Source organism: Salinivibrio sp. PR5, from assembly GCF_001996085.1.
GTDB classification, from domain to species: Bacteria; Pseudomonadota; Gammaproteobacteria; order Enterobacterales; family Vibrionaceae; genus Salinivibrio; species Salinivibrio proteolyticus.
This window is the reverse complement of the sequence record NZ_MUFK01000007.1, coordinates 15,177-35,867: the sequence shown is the minus strand read 5'-3', so window position 1 is coordinate 35,867 and position 20,691 is coordinate 15,177. Positions and strand designations below refer to the sequence as shown.

General features: G+C 49.2%; 18 protein-coding genes. 9 read left to right on the top strand and 9 right to left on the bottom strand.

Translation table 11 applies throughout. The features are described 5' to 3' along the window. The first annotated feature begins 2 nt into the window (after positions 1 to 2). The 4 genes from betA to choV are packed head-to-tail and all read left to right on the top strand — an operon-like array spanning position 3 to position 4,816. Complete coding sequence (betA, locus tag BZG82_RS04670) at positions 3 to 1,727, top strand: choline dehydrogenase (protein WP_077678252.1); 1,725 nt, start codon at positions 3 to 5, stop codon at positions 1,725 to 1,727. 19 nt (positions 1,728 to 1,746) lie between these two features. Beyond that, positions 1,747 to 2,706 carry a choline ABC transporter substrate-binding protein gene (locus tag BZG82_RS04665; RefSeq protein ID WP_077765271.1) on the top strand — a complete coding sequence of 320 codons (960 nt, stop codon included), beginning with the start codon at positions 1,747 to 1,749 and terminating at the stop codon, positions 2,704 to 2,706. 54 nt (positions 2,707 to 2,760) lie between these two features. After that, on the top strand, positions 2,761 to 3,603 hold the full coding sequence (gene choW / locus BZG82_RS04660; protein ID WP_069588035.1) for a choline ABC transporter permease subunit: 843 nt from the start codon (positions 2,761 to 2,763) through the stop codon (positions 3,601 to 3,603). A 10-nt stretch (positions 3,604 to 3,613) separates the two neighbouring features. Continuing rightward, positions 3,614 to 4,816 (top strand): choline ABC transporter ATP-binding protein, encoded by a 1,203-nt coding sequence (gene choV, locus BZG82_RS04655; protein WP_077661769.1) that lies wholly within the window; start codon positions 3,614 to 3,616, stop codon positions 4,814 to 4,816. Between the two features lie 127 nt (positions 4,817 to 4,943). Here choV and BZG82_RS04650 read toward each other — a convergent pair whose 3' ends face one another. Beyond that, positions 4,944 to 5,438, bottom strand: a complete 495-nt coding sequence (locus BZG82_RS04650; RefSeq protein ID WP_077661768.1) for a fasciclin domain-containing protein — start codon at positions 5,436 to 5,438, stop codon at positions 4,944 to 4,946. A 370-nt stretch (positions 5,439 to 5,808) separates the two neighbouring features. On the opposite strand from BZG82_RS04650, the gene BZG82_RS04645 reads away from it, so the two are divergent. Continuing rightward, entirely contained in the window at positions 5,809 to 6,114 is a 306-nt protein-coding gene (locus BZG82_RS04645; RefSeq protein WP_077765270.1) for a hypothetical protein, read from the top strand. A gap of 67 nt (positions 6,115 to 6,181) precedes the next feature. On the opposite strand, the gene yjjG is transcribed toward BZG82_RS04645, so the two are convergent. After that, the gene (gene yjjG, locus BZG82_RS04640) at positions 6,182 to 6,865 is read right to left on the bottom strand and encodes a pyrimidine 5'-nucleotidase (RefSeq protein WP_077765269.1); all 684 of its coding nucleotides are present in this window, start codon (positions 6,863 to 6,865) and stop codon (positions 6,182 to 6,184) included. Between the two features lie 143 nt (positions 6,866 to 7,008). Beyond that, entirely contained in the window at positions 7,009 to 8,232 is a 1,224-nt protein-coding gene (locus BZG82_RS04635) for a NupC/NupG family nucleoside CNT transporter (RefSeq protein ID WP_077765268.1), read from the bottom strand. Positions 8,233 to 8,873: 641 nt separating this feature from the next. On the opposite strand from BZG82_RS04635, the gene BZG82_RS04630 reads away from it, so the two are divergent. The 4 genes from BZG82_RS04630 to BZG82_RS04615 all read left to right on the top strand — a co-directional run bounded on the left by BZG82_RS04630 (position 8,874) and on the right by BZG82_RS04615 (position 13,635). Further along, positions 8,874 to 10,490 carry a BCCT family transporter gene (locus BZG82_RS04630; RefSeq protein WP_415752716.1) on the top strand — a complete coding sequence of 539 codons (1,617 nt, stop codon included), beginning with the start codon at positions 8,874 to 8,876 and terminating at the stop codon, positions 10,488 to 10,490. A gap of 177 nt (positions 10,491 to 10,667) precedes the next feature. Beyond that, positions 10,668 to 12,545 (top strand): DUF294 nucleotidyltransferase-like domain-containing protein, encoded by a 1,878-nt coding sequence (locus tag BZG82_RS04625; protein WP_077661764.1) that lies wholly within the window; start codon positions 10,668 to 10,670, stop codon positions 12,543 to 12,545. A 9-nt stretch (positions 12,546 to 12,554) separates the two neighbouring features. Continuing rightward, positions 12,555 to 13,286 (top strand): 3'-5' exonuclease, encoded by a 732-nt coding sequence (locus BZG82_RS04620; RefSeq protein WP_077765267.1) that lies wholly within the window; start codon positions 12,555 to 12,557, stop codon positions 13,284 to 13,286. A gap of 145 nt (positions 13,287 to 13,431) precedes the next feature. Continuing rightward, positions 13,432 to 13,635, top strand: coding sequence for a hypothetical protein (locus tag BZG82_RS04615; RefSeq protein WP_069591341.1), 204 nt, complete (start codon positions 13,432 to 13,434; stop codon positions 13,633 to 13,635). A 78-nt stretch (positions 13,636 to 13,713) separates the two neighbouring features. Here BZG82_RS04615 and BZG82_RS04610 read toward each other — a convergent pair whose 3' ends face one another. The 6 genes from BZG82_RS04610 to dinG all read right to left on the bottom strand — a co-directional run bounded on the left by BZG82_RS04610 (position 13,714) and on the right by dinG (position 20,337). Beyond that, a complete protein-coding gene (locus BZG82_RS04610) occupies positions 13,714 to 15,144 on the bottom strand; it encodes an alanine/glycine:cation symporter family protein (protein WP_077456478.1) in 1,431 nt (476 codons plus the stop codon). A gap of 577 nt (positions 15,145 to 15,721) precedes the next feature. Continuing rightward, positions 15,722 to 15,907, bottom strand: a complete 186-nt coding sequence (locus BZG82_RS04605) for a DUF2496 domain-containing protein (RefSeq protein ID WP_077765266.1) — start codon at positions 15,905 to 15,907, stop codon at positions 15,722 to 15,724. A gap of 9 nt (positions 15,908 to 15,916) precedes the next feature. Then, entirely contained in the window at positions 15,917 to 16,822 is a 906-nt protein-coding gene (locus BZG82_RS04600) for a histone deacetylase family protein (protein WP_077765265.1), read from the bottom strand. An 83-nt stretch (positions 16,823 to 16,905) separates the two neighbouring features. Next, positions 16,906 to 17,460 carry a primosomal replication protein gene (locus BZG82_RS04595; RefSeq protein WP_077765264.1) on the bottom strand — a complete coding sequence of 185 codons (555 nt, stop codon included), beginning with the start codon at positions 17,458 to 17,460 and terminating at the stop codon, positions 16,906 to 16,908. A 15-nt stretch (positions 17,461 to 17,475) separates the two neighbouring features. Further along, the gene (locus BZG82_RS04590; RefSeq protein WP_077479130.1) at positions 17,476 to 18,249 is read right to left on the bottom strand and encodes a sulfite exporter TauE/SafE family protein; all 774 of its coding nucleotides are present in this window, start codon (positions 18,247 to 18,249) and stop codon (positions 17,476 to 17,478) included. A 15-nt stretch (positions 18,250 to 18,264) separates the two neighbouring features. Beyond that, positions 18,265 to 20,337, bottom strand: coding sequence for an ATP-dependent DNA helicase DinG (gene dinG / locus BZG82_RS04585; protein WP_077765263.1), 2,073 nt, complete (start codon positions 20,335 to 20,337; stop codon positions 18,265 to 18,267). Positions 20,338 to 20,691 lie beyond the last annotated feature (354 nt).

The window sequence follows — 20,691 nt, the reverse complement described above, 5'->3', positions numbered from 1 at the left end:
ATATGTCACAACGCTACGATTATATTATCGTCGGCGCGGGTTCGGCCGGCTGTGTGCTGGCGGATCGGCTCACCGAGTCCGGCGAACATCAAGTGCTATTGCTTGAAGCCGGTGGCACCGATAAAAGCATTTTTATTCAGATGCCTACGGCGCTGTCTTATCCCATGAATACCAAACGCTATGCTTGGCAGTTTGAGTCTTTGCCTGAGCCAGGCTTGGATGGCCGTCAGCTACATTGCCCACGCGGTAAAGTGCTGGGTGGTAGTTCATCTATTAATGGCATGGTCTATGTGCGTGGTCACGCTTGCGATTTCGAAGAATGGGTTGAGCACGGTGCCAATGGCTGGGATTACGCTAGCTGCTTGCCTTACTTCAAGCGTGCAGAAAGCTGGTCAGGCGGTGAAGATACTTACCGTGGTGGTCAGGGCCCTGTCGGTACGTGTAACGGTAACGACATGAAACTCAACCCGCTTTATCAAGCCTTTATTGATGCGGGTGTCGAAGCAGGCTATCCAGAAACCAAAGATTACAACGGTTATCAGCAAGAAGGCTTTGGGCCGATGCATATGACGGTTGATAAGGGTGTGCGCGCTTCAACGTCAAATGCCTACCTACGTCGCGCGCTGAAGCGCAGCAATCTGACCTTGAAAAAGGGTGTTGTGACTCGTCGCGTTTTGCTGGAAGGCAAACGTGCGGTAGGTGTGGAATTTGAAAAAGGCGGCAAAATTGAACGCGTGATGGCAGACAAAGAAGTCATTTCCAGCGCGGGATCAGTGGGCTCACCGCAACTGCTGCAACTTTCAGGCATTGGTGCGCGTGACGTACTGGAAAATGCCGGTGTTGACGTCAAGCATGAGTTGCCGGGTGTGGGTGAAAACCTGCAAGACCACCTCGAAGTTTACTTCCAATTCCATTGTAAAGCGCCGATTACGCTCAACAGCAAGCTGGGGTTAATTAGCAAGGGAATGATCGGTACTGAGTGGATCTTGACCCGTAAAGGCTTGGGTGCCACCAACCATTTTGAATCATGTGCCTTTATCCGTTCACGCAAAGGGTTGAAGTGGCCAAATATCCAGTACCACTTTTTACCTGCAGCGATGCGTTACGACGGTAAAGCGGCGTTTGATGGGCATGGTTTTCAAGTCCATGTGGGCCCAAACAAGCCTGAAAGCCGCGGCCATGTGCGTATCAAGTCAGCGGATCCGCAAGATAAACCGTCGATCCTGTTTAATTACATTACTACCGAACAAGATCGCCAAGACTGGCGCGACACCATTCGTTTGACCCGTGAAATCATGGATCAAAGTGCTATGGACCCCTTCCGTGGTGAAGAGATTCAACCGGGTCGTGATGTCACCACAGACGAAGCGATTGATCGTTGGGTGAAAGAGAACGTGGAAAGTGCGTATCACCCATCGTGTACCTGCAAAATGGGTGCAGACAACGATTCGATGGCGGTACTCGATGAGCAGTGCCGTGTTCGAGGGATTCAAGGTTTGCGCGTGGTGGATTCATCGATTTTCCCCACCATTCCAAATGGCAACTTGAATGCCCCAACCATCATGGTAGCGGAGCGCGCCGCTGACATGATTCTCGACAAGCCACTCTTGCCTGCTGAGCAGGTGCCAGTATGGATTGCGGCAGAGTGGCAGCAGAAGCAACGCAATCAGAACGCGCAAAGTGAGAAAGCCACCGAAGGTGCGCCTTCACTGGAAACTAATCAGTAAGCATTACAAGGAATCCAAGATGTCAATGAACAAACGTAAGACCACCAAAACCCTGATGACCGCGGTTGGCCTGAGCTCTATGGTGGCGTTTAGCGCTGCTGCCAACCAATGTGAGACGGTACGTTTCTCGGATATCGGTTGGACGGACGTGACCTCAACCACAGCCATCACCACAGAAGTGCTAAAAGGCATGGGCTACAAAACAGAGACAGACTTGCTGTCACTGCCTGTAACTTTTTCATCTCTGGCGTCGGGCGACATCGACGTATTCCTCGGTAACTGGATGCCAACCCAAACGGGCGATATTAAAAAATATCTAGATGAAGGCTCGATCGATAGTGTTCGTGCCAACCTGACTGGCGCTAAATACACGCTTGCCGTACCTAAGTACGTCTACGAAGCAGGCGTGACCAGTGTTTCAGATATCGCGGAATACGCTGACAAATTCGACTCACGCATTTATGGCATCGAGCCTGGTAACGACGGTAACCGTCAAATCCAAAAAATGATTGATACTAATGATTTCAATCTGGGAGATTTCCGCCTGATCGAATCAAGCGAAGCGGGCATGGTGTCACAGGTTTCGCGTGCCGTTCGCCGCGACAAATGGGTTGCTTTCCTAGGTTGGGCCCCACACCCAATGAATAGCAACTTTGATATGAAGTATCTGTCTGGTGCAGATGACTACTTCGGCCCTAACTACGGCGGTGCCACGGTTCATACCAATGTTCGTAGTGGCTATGTCGAGCAATGTTCGAATGTGGGTCAAATGCTCGAGCAGCTTGAGTTTAGCCTCAAGATGGAAAACGAAATGATGGGCAAAATCCTGAATGACGGCGAGAAACCAGAGATTGCAGCGCGCGAATGGCTACGTAACAACCCAAGTGTGTTGAACAAGTGGCTAGATGGTATCACCACACTAGACGGTAAAAATGCCGTAGAAGCTGTGACTGAATATCTTAAAAAGACTGAAGCGTAACAAAAAAGTGTAGAAGGAGAGGGCGGTTTAATCGCCGCCCCCTAAGGTTTTATTGTGAATATTATTACAGATAACAAGATCCCACTCGGTCAATGGATGGAAAATGGCGTTGACTGGTTAACCATGAACGCCGCGGGCTTCTTTGATGCCATCTCGATTGGTTTAGATACCAGCATCATGTTTTTGGTCGACATCTTTAAATGGATGCCACCTGCAATGCCTATCATCATGACAGCTGCGTTAGCGTGGTACCTGCAGCGTCGAATTTCCATCGTGATCTTTGTTGTGAGTGCGCTCTTGTTGATCCTCAACCTGGGCTACTGGCAAGAGATGCTGGAAACCTTTGTTCTGGTGTTTGCCGCGACAACGATTTCCGTATTAATTGGCATACCGCTTGGGATAATGGCTGCTCACCGGCCCTTAGCGTATACCATCATGCGTCCACTCTTGGACTTAATGCAGACGGTACCGCCTTTTGTATATTTGATTCCAACGCTGGTTCTGTTCGGCTTAGGGATTGTACCGGGACTGATTTCCACCATCATCTTTGCGATTGCAGCACCGATTCGCTTGACCTATCTCGGCATTACACGTGTGCCAGAGGAGTTGGTGGAAGCTGGCCGTGCATTTGGTGCTAACCGTATGAAACTACTGTTCAAAGTGGAGCTTCCTGCGGCACTGCCAAGCATTATGACGGGTGTGACGCAATGTATTATGTTGTCACTGTCTATGGTGGTTATTGCCGCTCTGGTGGGGGCAGATGGCCTCGGTAAGCCAGTGGTTCGTGCACTGAATACTGTTAACATTTCTCAAGGTTTTGAAGCGGGTCTGGCGATTGTATTGGTAGCCATCATTCTTGACCGCCTGTGTAAAGCACCAAACCAAGGCCATGAATAAGGGGGATACCATGGACGCAATCGCAATTAAAAATCTTGATGTCGTTTTCGGTGACAATGTACAGCCAGCACTCGACTTGCTCGACAAAGGCTTAACGCGATCAGAGATCATCGATCAAACTGGTCAAGTCGTGGGTGTGGACAATGTGTCACTTAATGTAAAAGAAGGTGAGATTTGCGTATTGATGGGCCTCTCTGGCTCAGGTAAGTCGAGCTTATTACGGGCGGTGAATGGTCTTAACCCGATTAGCCGTGGCAGCCTTGAAGTGCGCGATGGTGACCAGATGGTTGATATGGCGAGTGTGGATGCACAAACGCTGCGTCATCTGCGTACTAACCGTGCCTCAATGGTATTCCAAAAATTTGCTCTGATGCCTTGGTTAACCGTGGTGGATAACGTTGCTTTCGGTCTAGAAATGAAAGGCATCAGTAAAAAAGAACGCCGTAAGCAAGCATTAGAAAAACTTGAAATGGTGGGATTGGCGGATTGGGCCTATCAGTATCCACACGAATTGTCTGGCGGTATGCAGCAGCGTGTTGGCTTGGCCCGTGCTTTTGCGATGGACAGTGACATCCTACTGATGGATGAACCGTTTTCCGCACTGGATCCCTTGATCCGTGCTCAGCTACAAGACGAGCTACTGGAGCTGCAGAAAAAACTCAACAAAACGATTTTGTTTGTGAGCCACGATCTGGACGAGGCACTGAAAATTGGTAACAACATTGCCATCATGGAGTCCGGTCAGCTTATTCAGCACGGTAAGCCTGAAGACATTGTTCTGCGCCCGGAAACGGACTATGTTCGCGACTTTGTGGCACACACTAATCCGTTGAACGTACTGAAAGGTCGCTCAATGATGAAAGATATTGACACCATGCCGCACGTTGAAAACCGTTGGAAGGTGTGCGATCAGCGTGATATCTGGGTGACAGTAGAGCCTCAGGGAGCATTGTCGGCCATGGCGGGCACACAGCATTTGCGTGTGGCTGAGTGGAAAAAAGACATGGAAAACTTATCACAAGTAAGCTCGGATACCATTGTAATGGCATCGCCTGATATCGAAATGCGTGATGCGATTGAAATCCGCTATCACACCAACAAACCCGTGCTACTGGTAGAAAATGGCAAATTAGTTGGCACGCTTTCCGATCACGATTTCTACCATGCCTTGCTCGGCAAGTATCAGCAGTCGTGCGATAGCCAAGCGGCTTGACTCACGTCAGCGAATAAATCCTAACCAACGACAAAGCCTGCTCATGGAGCAGGCTTTTTTGTCACTGACGACTGACCGCACAGGTCAAATCACTATCTGTACAATCGTAGGCTCAGTAGCGTGGTTGCTAAGGCATGATCACGGTATCAATCACATGAATGACACCGTTTGACGTCATAATATCGGCTTTGGTCACGGTCGCGTTATCGACTTTAACTTTGCCATAAGAGGTCTTAATCATAATGTCACTGCCTTGTACCGTGGTGGCGGACGACATACCCATCACTTGTTCCGCGGTTACCTTACCCGGCACGACGTGATAGGTGAGGATATCGACAAGCTTATCCTTGTTTTCGGGCTTGAGAAGCATGTCGACCGTCCCCTCTGGCAGTTTAGCGAATGCTGCGTTGGTGGGCGCAAAGACGGTAAATGGCCCTTCTCCTTTGAGGGTATCCACTAACCCTGCAGCTTTGACTGCGGCCACAAGGGTAGAAAAGTCATCATTTTTTGCGGCTGTGTCCACAATATCGTGGCCGCCTTTGTGGTGCGCAGCCATCGCGCTTCCCATTCCTAGAATCAAGGCGGCAGTCACCGCAAATTTCGTGAAGGTACGTTTTAACATGTTGCTCTCCTTTTCATCGATTGATCATTCCTCACCAAACCATCATCAGCAATGACAGTGAGTGACTGCTCAGGAATGTCGTGGCTCTTGGCAAAACGGGTGAAAGGAGAAAGAAGATCACTTTTGGAGGTAAGGATAGGCACATATCTGTGATCTTCTACGCTTGATTGATCGTGAAATCACGTGCAATTTTTCGAACAAGTCATTCGCATAACTGTGATTGTGAGCACACTTTTATCGGCGTACATTCTCTCTCGTCCCGCGACGAAAGGTCGCAAAGAAAACCTTCAAATAGAGACATTGTGGTGACAATTGGTCACCGAGATTGGCGTTTAATAACAATCAATCGACAACGAGAGAGGAAACAACCATGAAAAAATTAGCAGCTATTTTTGCACTTACACTTGCATCAACCTCAGTAATGGCAAGCGGTCTTAACCTTGACGTACAACCTGCAGAAGGCGGTGCTTGGGTATCAGTGACTGAACAAGGTAAAGCCGTTAAAGGCGCGAAAGTAACCAGCTCAAAAAGCATGGACAGCAAAGTGACTGACGAATCAGGTCGTGTATTCATTTACAGCCAAGACCAAAACAGTGGTTCAGTGACTTATGTTGCAAATACCGACCAAGGCCAACAAGCAGAAAAAGCCGCTTTTGTTGCCGGTGACCGCAGCTAATTTGCCCTACTAGGCAAAGACATCGTTGGAAAGCAAAAAAGAGAGCATTGGCTCTCTTTTTTTATGGTTAGGCGTTGTCAGGTATGAGCCACGCTTGGAGCGCATGCAGTGAGTCCACTTGGTGGGTGGGCGTCACGCCTTCTGGCAGGGGCTTTTTGTCGCGATTCAACCAGCATGTGTCTATGCCTGCGCGCATGCCACCGAGCACATCGGCCATTGGATTATCGCCGACCATGAGGATTTGAGACTTAGGTGGATGGCCCATCTTTGCAAATGCATGCTCGAAGATGCGAGGATCAGGTTTGGCAAAACCGACTTGCTCGGATACCACGAGAGTAGAAATGGCTGGCTTGAACCCTGTTTTTTCTAAACGGACATCCTGTAACGCGGTAAAGCCATTGGTGATAATACCAATGTGTGCGTGTGGACGAATCGCGTTTAGCAATGCTTCTGCGCCTGGGAGTGGCTCACAGATTTCGGCCATCGCATCCAAAAAGTGCTGATTTAGCGTTGTCGGTGCCACTTTAAGCCGCTTTCCCCAGTGGGTAAAGCGTTTGGTTTGCAGCGTGTGTGCGTCTATCTCGCCATTTTGGTATTGCACCCACAAAGGTTTGTTTAGTTCTGAATATTCGGCAAAGGCGTGTTGGTCGAAATCGACATCATAGTGTGAAAACATGCGTTGCAGTCCTGCAAACGCATCAAAGTGAAACAGTGTTTCATCTGCATCAAAAAGAACCCAAGGATACCGCATGGTGACTACATCTCTTTACGTTAAGTAAATGAAGTGTAACAGATGAAGCCCGTTCTCTTCGAGGCTTTTTTGTGCACTCACCGTCCTTGGTGAGAAACACTGAACCGTCAGAATGATGGTAAAACGATCTAGCGTGATTGAGGTTACAAAGTCAGATACAGCCCTGCTAATGTTGCGCTCATCAGATTTGCTAAGGTGGCGGCAAGAATGGCACGCATTCCTAATTTGGCGATATCACCTCGGCGCTCTGGAACAATACCGCCCAGTCCGCCCATCAACATCGCGATCGAAGTGAGGTTGGCAAAGCCGCACAGAGCAAAGGTAACAATGGCTTGGCTATGGGGAGAAAGTGCACCTTTTAGATTCATAAAATCAGCAAACGCCACAAATTCATTCACCGCAATTTTCTTACCAATTAAGGTACCAGCAGTCATTGCTTCCCCCCACGGAATGCCGATGAGCCAAGCGACTGGTGCAAACACATAGCCGAATATCCATTCCAGACTCAACTGAGGCATATTGATCATAGGACCAAGTTTGCCCAACCCGCCGTTAATCAGCGCAATCATGCTGATCACGGCCAGTAAGCTAGCCCCGACTGCCATCGCAATTTGTAATCCACTCAAAGCACCTTGTGTGCCTGCATCGATCAAGTTGACAGGCTTATCGTGGTTATCTTGCTCGGCTTGCGCTTGGGTATGGCTGATAGGCGCTTCGGTCTGCGGGACCATAATTTTTGCCATCATTAGACCGGCTGGTGCGGACATAAAGGCGGCAGCGATCAGGTATTTCATTTCAACACCGAGGCCTGCGTATCCAACCATGGTGCCTCCCGCGACGGAGGCTAACCCGCCGACCATGACTGCAAATAATTCTGAGCGCGTCATTGAGGCGAGAAAAGGGCGCACGACAAGAGGGGCTTCTACCGATCCGACAAAGATATTGGCAGTGGCTGACATCGATTCAGTGCGCGAGGTGCCGAGTACGCGTCTTAGTACGCCACCGATCAGGCGAATAATCCAAGCCATGACCCCTAAATGGTAAAGCACCGCGATCAGAGCGGAGAAAAAGACGATAGTTGGTAAAACGTTGAAGGCAAAAATAAAGCCAAGTTTAAATTTCGCGAGATCACCAAACAGAAACTCAGCACCAATATCGCCAAAGCTAATAATTGCGGACACGGCTTCTGATGCGTTAGCCAGAATACGCTGACCAAGCGGGACGGAGATAATAAACCCGGCAAAGACGATTTGAATAATGAAAGCGCCACCGACGGTACGCCAGTTGATCGCACGACGATTTTCTGAAAATCCAATCGCGATTAGAAAGAGGACGCTAATCCCCAAAAGGCCGATGCCAAATTGCATGATGCTTGCTCCGCAAACGTTAAACTGGGATGGAAAACGATTGCGGCGGTATTGTACTTATTTTTCCAAGTGTGACAAGTGTCACTAATAAATCATATTGTTGCATTATTTTGCATTTTTGTGGCCTGGAGGTTATGTGCTCGTAGGCGAGTCGTGCGAGCTCAGAGCGGCTTCACGATAGGTACTTGAACAGACGCATGCTATTCACGATGTCTTTGTGATCCATCAAAAGTTTTGCTGGTGAACATAGGTATTTTTTGTGAGCACTATCAATGAATTCTTTTTATGATACGGCGTATTTCCGCTAAACCTAGAAGAGGAATGTGTATGACACGATCCTTTATAGCTCTGAAATAAAGAGTTCAAATGAGTTCTAGGCCCCGTCTAGTCTGGGATTGAGTGGATATATTGATTAATAGCTGGTTATAAAATCGACATTTGGTTAGTGCCCTAATTAAATCGTTACGCATTTATGTTAGGGTAGTGAGCTGTGTGGATGTTGCGGTTCTTGCTGCTGGTCAACTTTTTTATCCGCGTTTTGCGATGAAAAGGCCAATTGAGCGCACAGGCCACCGACACTCACAGGCTTCCGAACAAACGGACTAAGGAGTTAACTCGTGAGCGATAAAAGCCATGAAGATATGATGAAACCGGACGGGAAAGTTAACCCGATCGATACTGACTACCAGGTCGGTCAGGATAACGTGGCCGTTAAACTTGGCCCGTTTGGTTTTGATATTCACAACCGAGTATTTATGGTCTCGGGGCTGGCCATTATGGCCTTTGTATTTGTCACTTTGGCGTTTCAAAACCAAATCGGCCCTGTTTTTGGTGATCTTCGGGGTTGGTTGACCTCGAACCTAGACTGGTTCTTCCTTTCTGCAGGTAATATTTTTGTTATCGCCTGTCTAGTGCTGATTGTGTCACCTTTGGGTCGCGTTCGTCTCGGCGGGACAGAAGCTAAGCCGGATTATAGCTATGCGGGTTGGTTTGCGATGTTGTTTGCCGCCGGTATGGGTATTGGTTTGATGTTCTACGGTGTTTCAGAGCCGTTAACACACTTTCAAACCTCATTGGGCGGTACCGCTGTTGATGCAAACGGTATTCGTACCGACTGGGCACCGTTAGGTGCTGCAGCCGGAGATGCTGAAGCGGCTCGACGCCTAGGTATGTCTGCAACGATTTTCCACTGGGGTCTTCACCCTTGGGCTATCTACGCTGTCTTGGCGCTAGGTCTGGCTCTGTTTGCCTACAACAAAGGCTTGCCTTTGACCATGCGTTCTGTCTTTTACCCGCTCTTTGGCGAGCGTGTATGGGGCTGGACCGGCCACGTGATCGATATTCTTGCGATCATCGCGACCCTCTTCGGCCTTGCAACGTCACTGGGTCTCGGTGCATCACAGGCGTCTGCTGGTCTTCACTATCTGTTTGATACCCCACTGGGTAACACCACTGAGGTGCTGCTTGTCATGGGTATCACCGCGATGGCCATCCTGTCTGTGGTTGCCGGGGTAGATAAAGGGGTGAAACGCCTTTCCGAAGTGAACATGCTGCTTGCGCTGCTACTGCTTATCTTTGTGATTGCAGTGGGTCCAACGCTAGCCATTTTGACCGGTTTCTTTGGTAACCTCGCCGCGTACCTTGAAAACTTGCCTGCGCTGTCTATGCCGTTTGCACGTGAAGATGCCAACTTTACGCAGGGCTGGACTTCGTTCTATTGGGCATGGTGGATTTCATGGTCCCCATTTGTAGGTATGTTTATTGCGCGTGTATCTCGTGGCCGCACAGTGCGTGAGTTCATCACCTGCGTATTGCTGATCCCATCTGCTGCTTGTGTGTTATGGATGACCGCATTCGGTGGTACCGCGATTGGTCAATTTGTAAACGAAGGTTACACCGCAGTTGTTGATGCAGAGCTGTCACTGAAACTGTTTGCGATGTTGGATGATTTGCCGTTGGCATCGATTACCTCATTCATCGGTATCATTCTGGTTATCGTGTTCTTTGTGACCTCGTCTGACTCGGGCTCATTGGTTATCGATACCATTTCTGCAGGCGGTAAAGTGAACGTGCCAGTGCCACAACGTGTTTTCTGGGCGTCGTTCGAGGGTCTAGTTGCGGTGGCGCTTATCCTTGGTGGTGGCTTGGTTGCCCTACAAGCGATGGCGGTTTCAACCGGCTTCCCGTTCACGATTGTACTCTTGGTGGCGACAGCTTCCTTGTTTAAAGGGTTGGCATCAGAGCCGCGCGCTAAGTAACTGTACGTGCTAAGTAACTAACAGTTAGCTATGATGAAAAAGGCAGGCCCTCGGGACTGCCTTTTTTATTACCAACAACTTTGATATGTGATGGGTGAGACAACGCTTTAAGGTTTCATCTATTGTAAATAGTCAACCGCATACCCTTGCACTTTCTCGCAACGCTAGGTGAGCATCATGGAAGCTGAACAAGTTGAAATTGCGACATTTCTTTCCCAATACGCCCCTTTTGAATCGATTCCCGAAGAGGTGGTTGCTGAGGTCGCGCAAAGCATCGAAATTAGTTATCACCGAGCGGGCACGACGATTTTTGCCTACGGCGATGAGATTCATGATTTAGCCATGATCCGTAGCGGTGCTGTCGAGCTGTATCGTCGTAATGGCACCTTGTACAACCGTATCGCCGAGGGGGATATTTTCGGTCAGATGGGGCTTTTGATGAACAACCGAGTGCGTATGCCCGCCAAGGCGATCGAAGACACCTTGGTATACTTCATCCCTGAGGCGACATTTAACCGCTTGTTTGATGAATTTGAACACTTTGCCGATTTTGTCGAGGTCGAAGACCGGACGCGATTACGTCAGGCGGTATCGAGCCATAATGAAGCCAATGATCTGACGACGTCCAAGGTTAAGAAGCTGATTATTCGCGACCCCGTGATGATCGATAGTACCGACTCGGTACAATATGCAGCCCAAGTTATGTCGCAAGAAGCGGTCTCGTCAATTTTGGTGATGGGCGATGAGCCCGATCCAGAAACTGGCCTGAATCCAGTGCTGGGGATCATTACTGATCGTGACTTACGTAATCGCGTGTTAGCAGAAGGCTTGCCTTATGAGACGCCGGTACAAGAAATCATGTCGCCCCAGCTGATCACCCTCGATCATAATGCCTACATCTTTGAAGCCATGCTCACCATGCTGCGCTCAAACCTCCACCACGTACCGGTACTGCAACATGGCAAACCACTGGGTGTGGTCGCACTATCGGATATTGCACGTTACGAATCGCAAAACAGCTTGTTCCTCGTCGCCAGTATTTTCCGCCAACAATCGGTGGACGATTTAGTGGTGTTAGCCAAACAAGTCAAAGATTGCTTTGTACGCATGGTCAATGAGGACGCGAACTCACACATGATTGGGTCTGCGATGTCCGTGATTGGTCGCAGTTTTAAGCAGCGCCTGTTGGAGTTGGCAGAAGAAGAGCTGGGTGAGCCGCCTATTCCGTATTGCTTTTTGGCGATGGGGTCGATGGCACGCGATGAGCAGCTGATTGTGACCGATCAAGACAATGCCATTATCTTGGACGATAGTTTTAACCACGACGAGCATAACGCGTACTTTGAGGCACTATCGAAGCGCGTGTCTGATGGACTTGATGCCTGCGGGTATACCTATTGTACCGGTAACATCATGGCGACCAACCCTGAGTGGCGCAAAACGCTGAAAGAGTGGGAACAATGCTTCGCCGATTGGATTGATAATCCGAGCCCACGCTCGTTACTCGACAGCAATATTTTCTTTGATTTAGATGGTGTCTATGGTCGAACTAACTGGGCTGAGCAACTCAAAGCCTTCATTGGTCGCCGTGCGCGTCGCAATAATCGCTTTTTAGCCTCAATGGCGCGCAATGCCTTAAATCGCACCCCGCCCTTGGGCTTTTTCAAAGATTTCGTGATGGAGCAAGATGGGCGACACAATAACTCTATTAACCTCAAACGCCGTGGTACAGCGCCATTAGCTGATCTTATCCGTGTACACGCATTAGCTATCGATTCGCGCTCACAAAACTCGTTTGAGCGCTTAGACGACATTATTGAATCTGGGATCTTGCCCAAAGGCCGAGGGCCAGACCTTCGAGATGCGATGGAATTTATTTCCATGGTGCGTATTCGTCACCAAGCGCTGGATATCGAAGCGGGGCGTGATCCAGATAACAACGTGGAACCGGAGAATCTATCCGATTTTGAGCGCCGTAACCTCAAAGATGCATTCCAGATTTTAAGTAACGCTCAGAAGTTCTTGAAATTCCGCTATCAGCCGAATCGGTCATAAGGGGTTGGCATGTTGCATTTTGACCTTAAAAAGAAAGCCCCGGCACAACACGTAGACTGGCAAGCCATGCTGGATACCAAACGAGAGCAAGTGAAACATGAGACGTTACAGGCGTTTTATCAACAAGGCTGGGTAGCACCAGATACGCCTCTAAAGGATGTACCTTTTGTTGCACTCGATTTTGAAACCACGGGTCTAGACAGTGAAAAGGATGCCATTGTCAGTATTGGGCTGGTGCCTTTTACCCTTAGTCGCGTTCGCTGCCAACAGGCGCAGCACTGGATTGTGAATCCCAATCGGCCGCTGGCGGAGTCTTCGATTGTTATTCATGGCATCACCCATTCAGACATTATGAATGCACCAGACTTTTCTCATGTGATTGAACCACTGCTAAGCGCGCTCGCCGGTGCGATCGTTGTGGTGCATTACCGCCGTATCGAGCGAGAGTTCCTTGACCGTGCCATTAAGCAGCGTTTAGGGGAAGGGATTATTTTTCCGATGGTCGATACGATGGAGCTTGAGGCGCGGAAGCACCGCACCGGTAAGCGCAGCTTAATGGACCGTATTATGCGTCGTCCGCCGGTGTCGATTCGGTTAGCCGATAGCCGCACTCGGTATCAGCTGCCTTTTTATCAAAGTCATCATGCCTTAACCGATGCCATTGCCACGGCAGAGTTGTTGCAAGCCCAAGTGGCCTACGACTTTTCCCCTGACACACCGATTAGCGATGTATGGAGCTAATGTTAAGACGGCTATCGCTTTTTGATTGAACCATAGACACGGATGGTTCGTAGACCCGTTTACAGGCGATAGCACGTCGAGTGCTGGTTTTCAGTGCAATAAGAATGTGCTACAACATCAGCGACTGATAATCAGAGGAAAGCACATGACATTTATCCATGCAGTAGAAGGGCTGGTGTTTGGCCTTGGGGTGTTGTTGTTGTCATCAGGCATTGGCTTTGCTTACTGGGGACTCACGTTAAAGCCCGAAGAGGCCGAAGACATGACGGCACGTAAAATTGAGTTGGGCTTTTATGCCGGTGCGTGCATTGTGTTTGCGCTGTTAATTGCCTATTGGCTCACTTGGTGATCCGCACTGACTTTAACGATAAAAAAACCACCGCTTGAACGGTGGTTTTTGTAGGTTGATACCGACAGATCGGTGTTGTTACCACACGTCTTTATCGATTTGCTTGTCCAGTTTCGGGAACTTAGTACGATCAAACGTTGGCTTCTTACCCGCTCGGCGTTGGTCTTCATAATCTTTCATCAGCGCAAACGCAATGCCAGATAGTAGCGCAATTGCCACTAAGTTGATCACCGCCATCATACCCATCGATAAGTCAGCAAAACTCCAGATCAACGGCAAGTCAGTAATTGACCCCACCAATACCATAGAGAGAACCGCGATACGGTACAAAGTGATGGCTTTACGACACTTGAAGATATACTCGATGTTAGATTCACCATACGAGTAGTTCGCAATGATAGACGTAAAGGCGAACAACAAAATCGCAATGGCAATAAAGCCTGCACCCCAGTCACCCACTTGGCTAACCAAGGCTTCTTGAGTCAGTGCAATACCGGTAAGACCACTTTCTGGGTCGAGCATACCAGACATCAAGATAATCGAGGCGGTTGCAGTACAGATCACAATGGTATCGACAAACACCCCCAGCATTTGTACATAGCCTTGTGCAGCAGGGTGGTTAGGCTTGGTGGTGGCTGTTGCTGCGGCATTGGGTGCAGACCCCATACCGGCTTCGTTCGAGAACAGGCCGCGTTTGATGCCTTGCATCATTGCTTGGGCAATGGCATAACCCATCGCACCGCCGGCAGCTTGTTCAACGCCAAGCGCACTCTTAACAATCATCGAGATAACGGCAGGAAGCTGCTCGATATTCATCGCAACGACAAACAGTGCCACGGCAAGATACGCAAGTGCCATGAACGGAACGATAAGCTCCGCTACACGCGCCACTGAGCGCATACCACCAAAAATTACCGGTGCGGTGACCAGTGTAATTGCGATCCCGACTGCGAGTTCATTGACTCCAAATGCCGTATTCATTGCAGCGGCAATTGAGTTGGATTGTACCCCGTTAAAGGCCAGGCCGAATGCAATAATCAGACACACGGCGAAGGCGATACCGAGCCAGCGCTGACCAAGACCTTTTTCAATGTAATACGCCGGACCACCACGATAGCTGTTGTCTTTGTGGTTGACTTTGTAAGCTTGCGCGAGGGTGGATTCGACAAAGCTGGTGGCCATACCGACCAATGCGGTTAACCACATCCAGAAGATAGCGCCAGGGCCACCTAAGTAAATCGCCACAGCGACACCGGCCATGTTTCCGGTACCTACACGTGCCGCCAAGCTGGTGCTAAATGCTTGGAAAGAAGAGATGCCGCCTGATGCGCCATCACGGCTATTGGCCATGAGTTTGAACATATGGCCAAAGTTACGAAATTGAATAAAGCCGGAACGTACAGTGAAGTACAGACCTAGACCAATCAATAAGTAAATCAGTACGCTTCCCCAAAGGAGGCTATTACCTGTATCGATTATGGACACAAATAGGTTTTCTAGTAGTTCCATCATAAAACTCTGTTTTTCGTCTGTTGGGAGACGCCTTGAGCTTGAAAAGTCGAGTGTTTGCAAAGGTGACGACAAGCGCCAAGGCCGACAACCACTGTCCATGTGACTTAACTGCAGTCCATGCAGGCGAACGGCTGGTCCCCATCTTGAGGGGCGGTTAGGTTGGTGGCCTAACGTGGAACCAGCGTGGTGTGCAACAGCATTTTGAATCCATGCTCGACTGTTGCCAGAGTGCTCTCACGTTAGTTATGCACCTTGATTGAATGAGTAGGTACACAACGCGGAGCGCACCGGATAATACCGATATTTGTGAGACAAAACACTATGAGAAGGGCGGTTTGATTAAAAATTAACCTGCTCGGTATGTTGATTTTGGTGATATTGACTGTAAATAAAATGTAATGCTTTTCATGCTAATTACTTGAACTTACGCGATTTAGTTAAATACAATATTGCATAAATTTTCGTTAAAAGCGACTAAAGGCGGACTATGTCAGAGCGCGTAAAATTGTGATCAAAAACACGTGGGTTTGATGAAAATGTCGTCACATGAAAGAATCGAGCACGCTATGCCTGCCTATTTTTGTGTCGATTCGCTGCCTTTTTTATTGAGCAAGTCTGTTTTGACCATATCAATGGCTGACAGCGCAACGTCGATGTCAATTTGATGACTTTCGAGCAAATAAATCAGGTCAACGGCGAGCTTAACGTCATCGGGAGCGTTCTCAAGGCCGTTCGGGGTGTGGGATGCTTCTTTGTTCATGAGGGCTCCTTATTGCTTTTCGGTCACGTGTAACGCGGCACGGATCAATTGTTCATGAAGTGGGACGAGGGTGTCGTGATTATCGTGATAACCACCACCAATGACTGCCGCGACAGGAATTTGGTTGTGCTTGCAACACGAGAGTACGCCTAGATCGCGCTGATAGATGCCGTTTTTTGACACATCGAGATAGCCGAGCGCATCGTCCCGATGAATGTCGACCCCGGCGTCATAAATGACCATGTCAGGACGATACTGCGCGATGGCGAGTTCGAGCAAGGGCAAAAATGCGCTGAGGTAGTCATCATCACCGGTGCCTTTAGGTAACGGTAAATCGATCGTCGACGGCGGCTTACGCGAGGGGAAATTCTTCTCACAATGAACTGAAAAGGTGATGATATCAGGGTGGTCTGCCGCTAAAGCGGCTGTTCCATCGCCATGGTGTACGTCACAATCAACAATTAACACCTTGTCTATGCCAGGGTGAGACAGTGCGTGGCGTGCCGCAATCATTAAGTCATTAAATAAACAGAAACCACTGCCAAAATCGTAGTGAGCGTGGTGGTAGCCACCGGTTAGATGAATGGCAAGCCCGGTTTCAAGCGCGTGGTCAACGGTCAACGTAGTGCCGCCTAACGAGGTGAGACTGCGGGTGATTAAGGCCTCACTCCATGGAAAACCTATTCGACGCATTTTGGCCAGCGGTAGTTCGCCTTTGATTAAGTGATTGATATAGCCGTGATCATGCACGGGGTCGATCACCCGACGGTCTGCCGCTGTCGGTTGGTCGAACGTGACTGGCAAGTTGCATGCGCTGAGACGCTCGTATAGAAGGCGGTACTTCTGAAGGGGATACCTATGACCTTCTGGGAGCGGGAAGTCAGAATAAATAGGATGGTAAATCAGAGGTAACACCCTAAGCTCCTTTGTGCTGATTTGCGCGTACTGGCTAATGCCGTAACAGATTTAATATGATGTTGGGTTTACCCCGTGCGCCCCTAGGTCTTGCGCTCACGATAACTGATGGTACTTTCAATACGTTCTCGAGCTTGGCGACAACGGGCTAAGCGTTGCTCTAGGGCTAAAACTTGCTTCTGGTAGTCTTGGCGGACTGCCGGAGTGCTTGCTGCATCGACGCTAGCATTCGCATCTCTGAGTTTGTCTTCCAAGCGTCGTTCCCAATCTTGGTGTTTGGCGAGCTCTTGGTAAAGTTCCCCTATGGATTGGCGACGACGTCCACGGGATGCTTGTTCTTGTTTACGTAATGGAAGTGTCGCCAGCTCACGTTGCAGCGCACTGATTTGTGCCAATAAGGTTTCACAAATATGTGTCGCTCTTGCTTCGGTCAATAGCCCTTGCTCGTCGTCGCGTCGCATCACATCAAGCAGCCCCTGCGCTTCGTTTACACAAGGGGTGAGCAGCTTGCCTTGGCATTGAAAAAGCTGAATGGAGAACAAAGGCGCGTTTGCTTCTCCGCGACGTCTATCGACCTCAGCGGCACGCTTAGCCAGTTGGTCGAGTAACTGGTGCATTGTTTCGAGCTGGGCTTTCATGATTGTTAAATTACCTTAAAACCATGCGTCTAATGCTAGCTTACCCGCGAGCACGACCACGGCCGTGACAAAAATCGGACGGATAAACCGGCTACCAAAGCGAATCGCAGAATGGGCCCCAATAAAAGCGCCTAACATCAAGCAGACACCCATGGTTAGCCCGAGTGCCCAGTTAACATGCCCCAGCAGTGCAAATGCAACCAAGGAAGTGAAGTTACTGGTAAAATTCATCGCCTTGGCAAGTCCCGATGACAGCAAAATGTTCATGCGATACATCGACATGGTCGAGACTGTCCAAAACGCGCCAGTTCCGGGTCCAGCTACCCCATCATAAAAGCCCAGTGATAGGCCTTGCCCCCATTGCTTAATGGGGAGCTTTGGGCAGGGCGCGGGCAATTTATGGTTATCGACCTTGGGCTGAGGGTGCCATACCGTATAAACCGCAGCGACCAGCACCACCAAAGGAATCGCCTTTTCAAGCCACTCGGTGCTCAATACATCAACCAACAAAGTGCCTAAGGTGGCACCAATTAATGTTGCCCAAAAGGCATGTTGCCAGAACCGAGGCGAAAAAAGCCGCTTCTTATAATAGGTAAAGGCGGCGGTACTTGACGCAAAAGTGGCGGCAAGTTTGTTAGTTCCTAAGGCAATATGTGGGGGTAAACCTAATGATAGCAAGGCGGGGACAGTGAGCATTCCACCACCACCAGCCACCGCATCAATAAAGCCGGCGACAAACGCCGTGAGCCCTAAAATAATCAGGGTAGAGAGGTCAATCAGTTCAAGCATGCGAATTCTTTCTAGTTATTGTTCGACGACGCGCTTAAAGGGTGGCAACGAGTCGAGTAATGATTGGCCATATCTGCGGGTGATAATGCGCCGGTCAAGGAGCACCACTCTACCAGAGTCTTCCTCTTTGCGCAGTAAGCGTCCGACCGATTGCACCAGCTTTTTGCTTGCCTCGGGAACCGAAATTTGCAAAAACGGATTACCGCCGCATTTTTCTATGTATTCGGCATGGGCCTCTTCCACTGGTGAAGTGGGTACAGCAAAGGGAATTTTGGTAATAATCAAGTTTGTCAGTAGGTTACCGGGTAAATCTAGCCCTTCAGAGAAACTGCCAGTCCCAAAAATAATACTGGTTTTCCCGGCGGCAACCGCTTCTTTATGTTGTTCTAACAGTGCACTACGTGACAGGGTGCCTTGGCAGAGCAGTTGCCATTGATGACGGCGACAGTGCGGCTCCAAGGTTTTAGCCACTTGATGCATTTGCCAATAGGAGGCGAATAGCACCAGTGATGCGGTTTCGCCTTCTAAATACTCAAGCACTTTGTCGCTCAGTACATCGGTGAACTGTTTTGCTTGTGGCTCACAGGGCATAGCAGGCACTATCAGCCTTGCTTGATTGGCATAGTCAAAGGGGGAGGGTAACGCTAAATAGCGCGTGCCATCGCTTTCGCTTAGACCGACTTGGCGACAAAAATAGCTAAACCGATTGAGTGCTCGCAATGTGGCAGAGAACAGCCCGACACCAGCTGCCCGAGACCACAGCATTTGATCTAGGCGCCAGCCGACTTCTAACGGTGAGACGTGGACCCAGCGATCATCCTCACGCTCTTGGCAACGTTGTACCCAACGCGCGAGAGGTGCACCTTTGTTTGCGTTGGGTTGTGCCATCAGGGACCAGACTTTTTCTAGGTTCTCGAGCCGTTGTAAGAAAAAGGCACTTTCCGCAAGCGCAGGGTCGGCGAGCTTGGCCGAAATGTCATTTTCTTTCAGTCGCTCGTTGATCAAATCGTGAATTTTCGCCAAGCTCTGGTTGGCTTTTTTACTCGCCTGCTTCAATTGCTGGCAGGGCTCTACCAAAGCGTCAGGCAGTTCGCCATCAACAAAACGGTAGCAGCCATCCTCATTGATGGGTAACCCACTAATAATTTGGTTTGTGTCGCGTAAAGTAGGGATCAGCACTTGGATCGCGTCTAATAAACTATCCACGAAGCGGCTTGCGCGCTTCATATCCGCGGTATTACCGAGCTTAACCGCGGCTTGGTTGAGCTTTTCTAGCCATCCAGTCGCACCGAGTAAACTGGCATTGGCGGCAGAAAAGTCGCGCGCGACTGTCGGTAAATGATGGGCTTCATCAATCATATAAAGACATTGCTCTGGCTCGGGCAAGATCACCCCGCCACCTAGCTCGAGATCGGCCAATAATAGACTGTGATTGACGACCACGACATCCGCTTTGTCCATCGCCTCGCGCGCTTTGGCGAAGGGGCACTGACGATGAGCGTTCAATCCGGCGTGGCAGGTGTGCTTGTCTGATGCAATGGCTTGCCAGAGATGATCGGCAACCGGCTTGGGCCAGCTATCGCGGTCGCCATCCCACTTTCCGCGGCTAAATGCCGAGTACATGTCATTGAGTAGCCGTTGCTCGTTTTGTTTGGGCTTTTGGGTGAACAGCGTAACTTGAATGCTGTCTGTATCTGCCACTGCACTTAATTTGTGTGCACAACAATATCGTTGGCGCCCTTTTGCCAGAATAAAATCAAACGGTTTTGGGCAGATGCGACGAAAAAATGGAATATCTTTATTGGCTAATTGCTCTTGCAAAGCCACTGTTGCGGTCGAAATTACCACTTTTTTATTGTTATTAAGCGCAAAGGGGATGGCCCCCATAAGATAGGCCATCGATTTGCCCACACCCGTACCCGCCTCCGCGACAAATAGCCGGCGCTTGTTGTCGTAATCGCCTGCTAGCGTTTTTGCGAGCTCTGCCACGAGATAGTTTTGTACCTTTCTAGGGACAAAATGGGGAAGTTGCGCTTGTAGGGTTTGATAGCAGGCGCGGATGTCTGATTTTACGGCAGGGCTGAGCATCAATAAGTCCGGCTTAAGGGAGAATGGCGCGCAGTATAGCACGACTCAAAAACGTGAAAACGATCCCGAACTGCAAGATTCCTTTACGGTAATGAGATCCTAATCACGAATTTATATTGAACCAATTTGCCCTATCTTGCTGTTCTACTTGTCGATTAGGAAAGCGCCTATTTTAAGCTATTGAATAGTTTTTTATTCTGAAAAATTAATATTTTCTGTATTAATTTAGTTTTTAATTCTGTTTTGTGCTGTGGTTAACTTTTATCAAGATTGGTTAATGTCTGACCGTTTACTGTGATCTTCATTCAGCGAAATCTTCTAACTATTTGTTTTTTAAACTTTGTGAGTTATGAT